Here is an 8,869-nt window from a genome sequence, read left to right as displayed (position 1 = left end):
GTCAGGTTCCTTCGTCTGGGATGGGCAGGGGAATGCGCGCGAGCCCCTCGTCGGTGCCCACGAAGAGGGCGCCGGCGCCTTCGAGGATCGCGGTGACGCGGGGGGAGGGCAGGTGGATCCGCAGGCGTTCGAAGCGGGCTCCGTCCGGGGCGAGGCGCCAGAGGCCCCCGCCGTCGGTGCCCAGGTAGAGCCGGCCCGCGGCCTCGGCGAGGCAGCCGGTGTTCACCTTGAGGGCCGCGGTCTCGGGGAAGGCCTGGAAGGTGCCCAGGGCCCGGGGCTGGTCCGCGGGCGCGGTGCGCCGGGCCACGCCGCCGCCGTAGGTGCCGATGAAGAGGTCCCCCCGGTGCAGGGCCAGGGCGGTGATCCAGGGGTGGGGGAGCCGGCCTTCCCCGGCCGTGACGCGCCAGGCCACGCGGTTCCCCACCACCGCGCCCAGTCCCGTGGGGGTGCCCACGAACAGGGCGTCCCCCGAGGCCAGCGCCAGGGCCTGGTTCCCGGGAAGGCCGTGGAAGGCCGACAGGAGCCGGGATCCGGGCAGGAGCACCCCCTGGCCCAGGCCCACCGCCACCCCGTCCCGGGTGGCCGCCAGGGAGAAGGCGGCGCCTTCGGGGCCGGCCTCCGAGAGGGTCCTGCCGTCGTAGCGGGCCGAGCCCCTCAGGCTCGCCACCTGCAGGGCGCCGCCCACGGGAAGCAGGGCGTTGACGCCCCAGGAGCGGGACCCGGGCACCGCGGTCCAGGCGAACTCCGCCCCCCGGGCCTCGCCCACCGCCAGCCCCCCGTTGAAGATCCCCGCCACCAGCCGGGGCCCGAGCCAGGCCAGGGCCCCCACGTGGGCGGAGCCCGGCGGCAGGGCCGCGGGCCGCGGCCGGGCCAGGACCCACCCCTCCCGGGTGCGGCGGTAGAGCCCGGCGTCCGTGTCCGCGAACACCAGGCCCGAGGCGGCCAGCACCTTGCGGGGCAGCGCGGGCAGGAAGTCCTCCCGGGTGCGCCCCGGGCCGAAGCGCAGCAGCCGCCCCCCGCCCGCGGCGAGCACCTCCTCCCCCGCCACCGCCGCCGAGGTGGCGTCCTCCCCCCCGGGCACGGCCGCGAGGGCGCCGCCCAGGGGCCCCCGGGCCAGGCCCAGGGGGGTGACCACGGCCACGTCCTGGCCCGGGCAGCCCACCCACTCGATCCAGGGATCCGGCGTGGGCAGGAGGGTGGCCCGGGCCGGTTCGACGCGGCGCAGGCCCTCCTCGCCCCCCGCCAGCATCAGGCCCCCGGGGCCCAGGGCCACGGCCCGCACGGAATGTCCGTCCAGCTTGCGCAGGGTGCGGGCCCCCCAGGCGGCCCGGAAGAGGCCCTCCCGGGCCCCGATGAGCAGCTCGCCCCCGGGCGTCTCCGCCAGGGCCCGCACGTGCAGCGGCCCGAAGCCCGCCACCAGTTCCTGCCACCCGGCGCCGTCCCGCAGGTAGAGTCCCCCGGCCTCCAGCCCCGCCACGAGGCGCCCCCGCCACAGGGCGACGCAGGCCACGCGCAGGGTGGGAAGGGCCGAGGCGATCTCCCCGCCCTCGTCCCGGAGGCCCGCGGCCCCGGCGGTGGCCAGGGTGGTCTCCGTGGCCGCCACGCCTTCCACCTCGCCGCCCCCCCAGCGCTCCGCGAGGGGGCCTTCGGCGCGCACGGGCAGGAGCTGGAGGGGGGCTTCGAGCCGGCCCGGGGCGGCCAGGGCTCTGTTCAGGTCCCGGCGGATCTTGAGGTAGGCCCCGGCCCCCAGGACCGTGGCTGCGGCGAGGGCGGCCAGGGCCGCGCGGCGTCGGTTGAAGGTTGGGAGCATGGACCGGCCGGGTGGAAGGAATCGAGGAATGGAAATCCCGAGAGCGTGGATCAACCATACCCGGAAAAAACCCGGCGGGCCCGATTATCCTGCGGGTTTGCCTATTTCAAGCTTTCGAGGGCCCTGGCCGTGGCCTCCAGGAGGGCGCCGGGACCCACCGGGCTGCCGGTGGCGCGCATCATCCACAGATCGGGGGTGAGCCGGCCCTGGCGCGCCATGCGCTCGAACTCCCCGCCCAGGTCGCCGGTCTTGTCCACCTGGCGCTGGATCTGGAAGGCGATCATGTGGCCGATGGGGTAGTCGGGCAGGTACAGGAAGCTGCTCACCATGTGGCTGTAGACGCCCAGGAGCACGCAGTCCTTCTGGCCGAAGACGGGGGCGTAGTAGCGGTTCCACACGTCGCGGCTTATGGCGAGGGTGGCCTCCCGCAGCTGGGCGGGGGTGGCCTGGGGGTGGTCGTACATCCAGTGCCACACGGCGGTGTCCACCATGCCCACGCCCGCGATCTCGAAGGTGCCCCAGAAGTCGTTGAGGACGCCCAGGGCCTTGTCCTGGGCGGTGGGAGCGGGCTGGCCCAGCAGCTCCAGGTCCCGGGCCTGGAACACGAAGGCCAGGGCCTCCGTGAAGGACGTGGCGGGCACCCCGGCCATGAGCGGGTGCTCCACGCCGTTCAGGGAGAAGGTCTGCTCCACGTTGTGGCCGTTCTCGTGGATGGCGATGTTGAAGCCCTTGTAGTCCATGCCGTCCTTGCCCACGCGGGTGCGCAGGTGGGGGTGGTCCGCGCGGCGCGCCGCGCCCATGGCGTGGCCGGAGCCCCGGGCGGGGTCCACCTCGATGTTGCCGGCGAGGTACGCCGCCTTCTCGGGGGTGAAGCCCAGCCCCCTGAGGAGCGTGGGCATCTCCTTCTTGTAGGCCTCGGCGGTGGGGAAGCGCTTGCGGGTGATGGCGTCGAGCTTGGCCTCGTCCAGGCCCGCGCCGGCGCGGAAACCGTTGTACCAGATGTCGAAGGGCTCGAGCTTGCGGCCCAGGCGCTTCTCGATGAGGCGGGCCACCTGGGCCACCTGGGGCGAGGCGCACACCTCCTGGAGCATCCCGATGGCCCGGGCCTCGGGGAGCTGCCGGCCCTCCTCGAAGCTGCGGGCGATGTGGGTGGGCGCCGCGGGGCAGTAGGGATCGGCCTTGCGCGCGGCCTGGAAGGTGCGCAGGAGGACCGCGTAGCGGGTGTCGGGCTCGGGGTCGGCGCTGACCTTCAGGGCCGGGGCGGGCTTGTCCGAATCCTTCACGGCCGCGGGCTTGACGGTGTTGGCGAAGGGATCCCAGTCCACGTTGGGGTTGTCCACCACCACCGCGGGGATGGTCTGGGTGACGATGCGCTCCATGACCTTCTGGATCTGCCGCTGGCGCTGGAGGCCTTCGGCGCCCTGGGCGTACTGGCTCTTGATCTCGTCCCGCAGGTTCCAGTGGGACAGGAGACGCTTGCCGGCGGGGAAGACCCGCCGGCCTTGGGCGTCCACCACGTGGTGCATCCAGATGTTGTAGCCCGCGATGTAGCGCTCCGCGGCGCCCGAGGCCTCGGCCATGGCCAGGTTAACCTCCGCGGGGATCCGCGAGGAGAACCGGTCCACGAGCCGGGCCTCTGCCCACTGGCGGTTGCTCCAGGAGGCGCCCTCCTTCAGGCGCTGGTCCAGGGTGGTCACGGGGAAGTTGAGCAGCACCACGAAGGCCAGCTTGTTGGCGAAGGCGTCGGCCTGGAAGTGCGCCCCGGGGTCGTAGCCGGCCAGGATGTCGTCCACGGGCAGCATGGGCCCCAGGTCCAGTTCGGCGTGCCACCGGAAATCGCGCCCGATCTCCAGCATGTGGCCCTCGAGGCTCTCGATGACCATCTCCAGCCGCCCGAAGAGCGCGTCCAGGGCCTTGGGGTCCCCGGCGAACTGCTCCCGGGCGAAGGCCTCGAAGGCGGCCTGGTCCCCGTCCTCCGCGCGCCAGAGCCGCGCGGCCTGGGCGAGGCCGCGCTTGACGCGCTGGGCCTGGGAGGGGCCGTACTTCGCGGTGAGCTCGGCCTCCAGGGAGGCCTGGGCCACGGCGGGGGCCGCGGCGCGCAGGGTGGGCAGCGCGCAGGACGCGGCCAGGATTGCGGCGATGCCGATGATCTTCATGGTGGACCCCAAGTGGATGGCACCTGGAATTCTACTTGGGATCCCGCCCGGGGAACGTGTCCGAAGGCACTTACTTCATGGCCATCATCACGATCCGGGCCGCGCGGAGGGAGGCCGACCGCCCCTGAGGCAGGGTGACGTTGATGGTGCCCCGGGCCTCGGGATTGACGAGGATCTCGTTGCCGGTCTCCGGCCCCACGGCGAAGGTCGCGCCCTGGCGGATGGCGGCGGGGGTCGTGCCCAGGCAGGGGATGCCCGCCTGGACCAGGCGGCGCACGATCACCGTGGAGTCCATGACGCCCTCGGGATAGCAGGGATCGTCCCGGAGGAGGACCAGGTAATCCGGCCGGATCCGGCGGGTCTCGTTGTAGAGGACCCGCGCGTAGTCGGTCGCCCCGTCCCCCACGTCCAGCACGACGATGGTGCAGCCTTCGCCGGCGGCCTCCGCCAGGGCCTGGATCTCGCCCGCGCTCCGGCGGTAGTTCGCCACGACGGAAAGGCGCGTCCGGTCCGGCCAGGTGGACCGGGCGGCATTCATGAGGGGCCCGAAATCGCCCGCGGACGCGGCGGTGGCCAGGCCGAAGGCGGCGAGGATGGCGGCTCGGATGAACATGGCGTGCTCCCTTCCCATGGGTCGGGCCTAAGGGGATCCAGGGCTACCGCCCGGCACCGACGACAGCCGGTTGCCCAGGTTCAGGGCCTGCCTTTGGCCTTGCGGGGCCGCAGGTCGAGAATGCGTCCCAATATCCGTCGGCGCGGGATCCCTGGCAAGGGGTTCCTTGGGGAATTCAACCGGGGTTGCCGTACCCCTTGAATTCCATGTCCGTGCCCAGGATGTGATGGCCGAACCAGTCCTGGACGAGGTAGAGCACCTCCTCCGCCGTTACCGAGCCCGGTTCGTGCTTGTACCGGCGCTGCAGCTCCTTCATGCGCTCCCGGAAGTTCTGGTGGACCTCCTTGTGGGCCTCCAGGTCCGGATAGCCCACCTTGGCCATCCAGCGCTCCTCGGAATCGAAGTGCATGAGGGTGTAGTCCACCAGGAACTCGATGCGGTCCTCCATGGGCGGGGGCTGCTCCTCGGCCATGGCCCTGCGGAATTCGGTCACCATCTGGAAGAAGATGTGATGGTACGCGTCGATCAGCGGGTTGCCGACGGTGTATTTTTCAGTCCATTCCACGAATTCCATGCCGCTTCCTTCGAGATGTTCACAAGCTTACAGGAATTCCTAGCCGAGGGGCTCTTCGTAGGCGCAGGCCGGGCACAGCATGACGGTGATGGGGTCCTTGCCCCGGGGCTTCCTCGTCTTCTCGGTCATGTAGGGGTTCTTGCAGGAGGGGCAGGCCCGGGGCACGGGCTTGTCCCAGGCGGTGAAATCGCACTTGGGGTAGCGGGTGCACCCGTAGAAGATCTTGCCGAAGCGGGTCTTGCGGGGGCTCAGGTCGCCGCCGCACTTGGGGCAGGGGACCCCCAGGATCTCCTTCTTGACGGTCTTGCAGGTGGGGTAGTCCACGCAGCACACGAACTCGCCGTAGCGGCCGTGGCGCTTCACGAAGTTCTTGCCGCAGGTGGGGCACTTCTCGTCCAGGGTCTGGTCGGGGGGGACCGGGATCCCCTTGGGGTCGGCCTTGCGGATGCCCTTGCAGGCGGGGTAGTTGGTGCAGGCCCAAAAGGGGCCGAACTGGCCCTTGCGCAGGTTCATGGGGGTGGAGCCGCACAGCGGGCATTCCGGCGCGTCCTCGGGCTCCTCCATCTTCTCCAGCTCTTCCGTGTGATCGCATTCCGGGTAGCGGGAGCAGCCCAGGAAGAGGCCGTTCTTGCCGATGCGCTTGAGCATGGGCGCCTTGCACTTCTTGCATTCCACCCCGGCGGGGATGCCCGCCTTGAGGTTCAGCATGTCCTTGCCCGCCCGGGCCAGGAGCTTCTCGAAGGGGCCGTAGAAATCCTTCATCGCTTTCAGGAAGGTGAGGTCCCCCTCCTCCACCCGGTCCAGCTGGCCTTCCAGGCCGGAGGTGTAGGTGGGCTCCATGAGCTCCTGGAAGCCCTGCACCAGCAGGTCGGTCACCACGCACCCCAGCTCCGTGGGCTTGAAGCGCCCCTCGTGCTTCTTGACGTAGTCCCGGTCCTGGATGGTGGCGATGATGCTGGCGTAGGTGGAGGGCCGGCCGATGCCGTCCTCTTCCAGTTCCTTGACCAGGGTGGCTTCCGAGAACCGCGCGGGGGGCTTGGTGAACTGCTGGTCCGTGTCCAGCTGCTCCAGCTTGAGGGGCATGCCCACCTTCAGCGCCGGCAGGCCCACGGCCTCCTCGTCGCCGTCCTCGCTTACGGTGGATTCATTGATTTCCTCGGCCTTCTGTTCCTCCTGGGCGGCCCGGTAGACGACCAGCCATCCCGGGAAGCGCTCGATCTCGCCCTTGGCTTCGAAGGCCGCGGCTTCGCCGCTGGGGAGCTTGGTCTCCGCCTCCACCACCGTCTCGTCGAAGACCGCCGCTTCCATCTGGCTGGCCACCGTGCGCCGCCAGATGAGGGCGTAGAGCCGGAACTGGTCGGGCTCCAGGCGGTTCTTCATGCTTTCGGGGGTGCGGGTGATGTCCGTGGGGCGGATGGCCTCATGGGCGTCCTGGGCCGCGGCCTTGCCCTTGTACACCCGGGCCTTGGCGGGCACGTAGTCCTTGCCGTAGCGCTCGGCGATGAGCTCCCGCACCGCCGTGACGGCCTCGGGGGCCAGGCGGGGGGAGTCCGTCCTCATGTAGGTGATGAGGCCCACCGGGCCCTCGCCGAAATCCACGCCCTCGTAGAGGCGCTGGGCGTTCTGCATGGTGCGGGTGACGCTCATGCGGAGCTTCTGGGCGGCCTCCTGCTGCAGCTTGGCCGTGGTGAAGGGGGCGGCGGGGTTCCGCTTCTTCTCCTTGGTTTCCAGGGACGTCACCTTCCAGGCGGCGGCCACGATCATGTCCCGCAGCGCGTGGGCCTGCTTCTCGCTGGCGATGCGCTGCTTGGTTTCCTTGTTGCCCAGCTGCACGGGTGAACCGGACAGACGGGTCAGCTTCATCCAGAAGGCCGGCGGGGTCTTGGCGGCGAAGCGGCCCTTGAGCACCCAGTATTCGATGGGGTTGAAGGCCTGGATCTCCCGCTCCCGGTCCACGATGAGGCGCACCGCCACGCTCTGCACCCGGCCGGCGCTGAGGCCCCGGCGCACCTTGTCCCAGAGCACCTGGGAGACCTTGTAGCCCACGAGCCGGTCCAGCACGCGCCGGGCCCGCTGGGCGTCCACAAGCTTCTTATTGATGACGGTGGGGGCCGCCATGGCCTTCTGGATGCCCGAGGGGGTGATCTCGTTGAAGAGCACCCGGTGCACCGGCATGCTCTTGGGCGGCTTGATGGATTCCAGGAGGTGCCAGGAGATGGCCTCCCCCTCCCGGTCAGGGTCGGTCGCCAGATACAGTTCCGTGGCGCCCTTGGCCGCGGTCTTGAGTTCCGCCACGACCTTGGCCTTGCTGGAGGGGATCTCGTACTCCTCCTGGAAGCCGTTCTCGATGTCCACCCCCAGCTTCTTGGGCAGATCCCGGATATGGCCGACGCTGGCCTTCACCGTGTACCCCTTTCCGAGGTATTTGGTGATGGTTTTCGCTTTGGAAGGGCTTTCCACGATCACGAGCTTGGTCAAGGCAATCTCCAAGTTGCCGATTTGGAACCCTTCATGGGTGATTTGTCAAGCCCTGTCCCCAAAACGATAAATCATCTATCAGGTCCTGGGGTCCCAGGCAGGCCCGGGCGGCCCCTTCCCGGATCAGCCGGTTGGGCCCCTCATGCAGGGGGTCCTCCGGGGCCCCCGGGCAGGCCCACAGCTCCTTGCCGTGGTCCAGGGCCAGCTTGGCGGTGACCAGGGAGCCGGAGGCATAGCGGGCTTCCATGACGATCACGCCAAGCGTCCAAACAGCCAAAAGGACGTTCCTCCGGGGGAAGTGCCATTTCAGCGGACGGGCCTGGGGGGGAAAGGGCGTGATCACCCCGCCCCCCGTGGCGGCCATGCGGTCCATGAGCTTCTGGTGCTCCAGGGGGTAGGGATGGTCCAGTCCCGACCCCATGATCCCCCAGGTGGCCCCCGCCTCCAGGGCCCCCAGGTGGGCGGCCCCGTCGATGCCCCGGGCCAGGCCGGAGATCACCGCCACCCCCCTTTCCGTGAGCTCCCGGGCCCAGCGCCGGGTGCGCTCCCGCCCGGCGAAGCTGCCGTGGCGGCTGCCCACCATGGCCAGGGCCGGCCGGGGCGGCGGCAGGGTGCCCCGCACCCACAGGGCCAGCGGGTAGGGCAGGGGGGCCTGGAAACGGTCCGCCTCCGGGTCCCCCGGCAGCACCAGCCGCGCCCCCCGGGCGGCGGCCTCCGCCCGCAGGGTGGGAAGGGATTCCGCCAGGGCCTCGGCCTCCCCCCGGTCCTGGGGGAGGACCTCCTCCGCCTGGGCCCGGGCCCAGGCCTCGGCCTTCCGGCGCTCCGGCCAGGGCAGGAGCGTGAATGCGAGGGCCCAAACGGCAGCGTCCACGGCCTCCTCCCCGTCGTGGCCCGAAGGTGGGTGCGGGAGCGCCGCGGCGCAAGGCCCGGATATTTGAGCTTGCCTTCGGATGGCGATTTGCTAGACTGGATTTTCTCTGGTCTTGGCCGTTCTGTGTTCACGAGGTTCCCATGTCCCGTCAGTGCGAAATTTGCGGTAAGAAGCCCCAGTTCGGGAACAACGTTTCCCATGCCCACAACATCACGAAGCGGCGCTGGAACCCCAACATCCAGAACGTCCGCGCCCTGGTGGCCGGCGCCCCCAAGCGGCTGCGGGTGTGCACCTCCTGCATCCAGGCCGGCCGCGTCACCAAGAACGTCTAGCTTTCCATCACCGGCGAATCGGCCCCCCGCGAGCG

Annotated in this window: 7 protein-coding genes; 1 reads left to right on the top strand and 6 read right to left on the bottom strand. The window is 70.5% G+C overall.

Annotated elements, in window-relative coordinates; translation table 11 throughout:
• Position 1 precedes the first annotated feature (1 nt).
• The 6 genes from R2J76_RS17165 to R2J76_RS17140 all read right to left on the bottom strand — a co-directional run bounded on the left by R2J76_RS17165 (position 2) and on the right by R2J76_RS17140 (position 8,502).
• The gene (locus tag R2J76_RS17165; protein WP_316412873.1) at positions 2–1,810 is read right to left on the bottom strand and encodes a hypothetical protein; all 1,809 of its coding nucleotides are present in this window, start codon (positions 1,808–1,810) and stop codon (positions 2–4) included.
• Between the two features lie 101 nt (positions 1,811–1,911).
• On the bottom strand, positions 1,912–3,966 hold the full coding sequence (locus R2J76_RS17160; protein ID WP_316412872.1) for a hypothetical protein: 2,055 nt from the start codon (positions 3,964–3,966) through the stop codon (positions 1,912–1,914).
• Between the two features lie 70 nt (positions 3,967–4,036).
• Positions 4,037–4,579 (bottom strand): hypothetical protein, encoded by a 543-nt coding sequence (locus tag R2J76_RS17155; RefSeq protein ID WP_316412871.1) that lies wholly within the window; start codon positions 4,577–4,579, stop codon positions 4,037–4,039.
• Positions 4,580–4,754: 175 nt separating this feature from the next.
• Positions 4,755–5,153 (bottom strand): bacteriohemerythrin, encoded by a 399-nt coding sequence (locus tag R2J76_RS17150; protein ID WP_316412870.1) that lies wholly within the window; start codon positions 5,151–5,153, stop codon positions 4,755–4,757.
• A gap of 39 nt (positions 5,154–5,192) precedes the next feature.
• Positions 5,193–7,631, bottom strand: coding sequence for a type I DNA topoisomerase (gene topA / locus R2J76_RS17145; protein ID WP_316412869.1), 2,439 nt, complete (start codon positions 7,629–7,631; stop codon positions 5,193–5,195).
• Between the two features lie 31 nt (positions 7,632–7,662).
• Positions 7,663–8,502, bottom strand: coding sequence for a DNA-processing protein DprA (locus R2J76_RS17140; RefSeq protein ID WP_316412868.1), 840 nt, complete (start codon positions 8,500–8,502; stop codon positions 7,663–7,665).
• Positions 8,503–8,642: 140 nt separating this feature from the next.
• Between R2J76_RS17140 and rpmB the strand changes: the two genes are divergently transcribed.
• Positions 8,643–8,834, top strand: coding sequence for a 50S ribosomal protein L28 (gene rpmB, locus R2J76_RS17135; RefSeq protein WP_316412867.1), 192 nt, complete (start codon positions 8,643–8,645; stop codon positions 8,832–8,834).
• The last annotated feature ends 35 nt before the right edge of the window (positions 8,835–8,869 follow it).

The sequence above is a fragment of the Mesoterricola silvestris genome (genome assembly GCF_030295405.1).
GTDB lineage: Bacteria > Acidobacteriota > Holophagae > Holophagales > Holophagaceae > Mesoterricola > Mesoterricola silvestris.
Note: the sequence above shows the minus strand (reverse complement) of the source record. Positions and strands in the feature narration are given on the sequence as shown.

What these genes read in the sequence shown, in the direction of transcription:
- R2J76_RS17165 (WP_316412873.1), bottom strand. Translation starts at nt 1,810, where the DNA reads ATGCTCCCAACCTTCAACCGACGCCGCGCGGCCCTGGCCGCCCTCGCC.
- R2J76_RS17155 (WP_316412871.1), bottom strand. Translation starts at nt 4,579, where the DNA reads ATGTTCATCCGAGCCGCCATCCTCGCCGCCTTCGGCCTGGCCACCGCC.
- rpmB (WP_316412867.1), top strand. Translation starts at nt 8,643, where the DNA reads ATGTCCCGTCAGTGCGAAATTTGCGGTAAGAAGCCCCAGTTCGGGAAC.
- R2J76_RS17160 (WP_316412872.1), bottom strand. Translation starts at nt 3,966, where the DNA reads ATGAAGATCATCGGCATCGCCGCAATCCTGGCCGCGTCCTGCGCGCTG.
- R2J76_RS17150 (WP_316412870.1), bottom strand. Translation starts at nt 5,153, where the DNA reads ATGGAATTCGTGGAATGGACTGAAAAATACACCGTCGGCAACCCGCTG.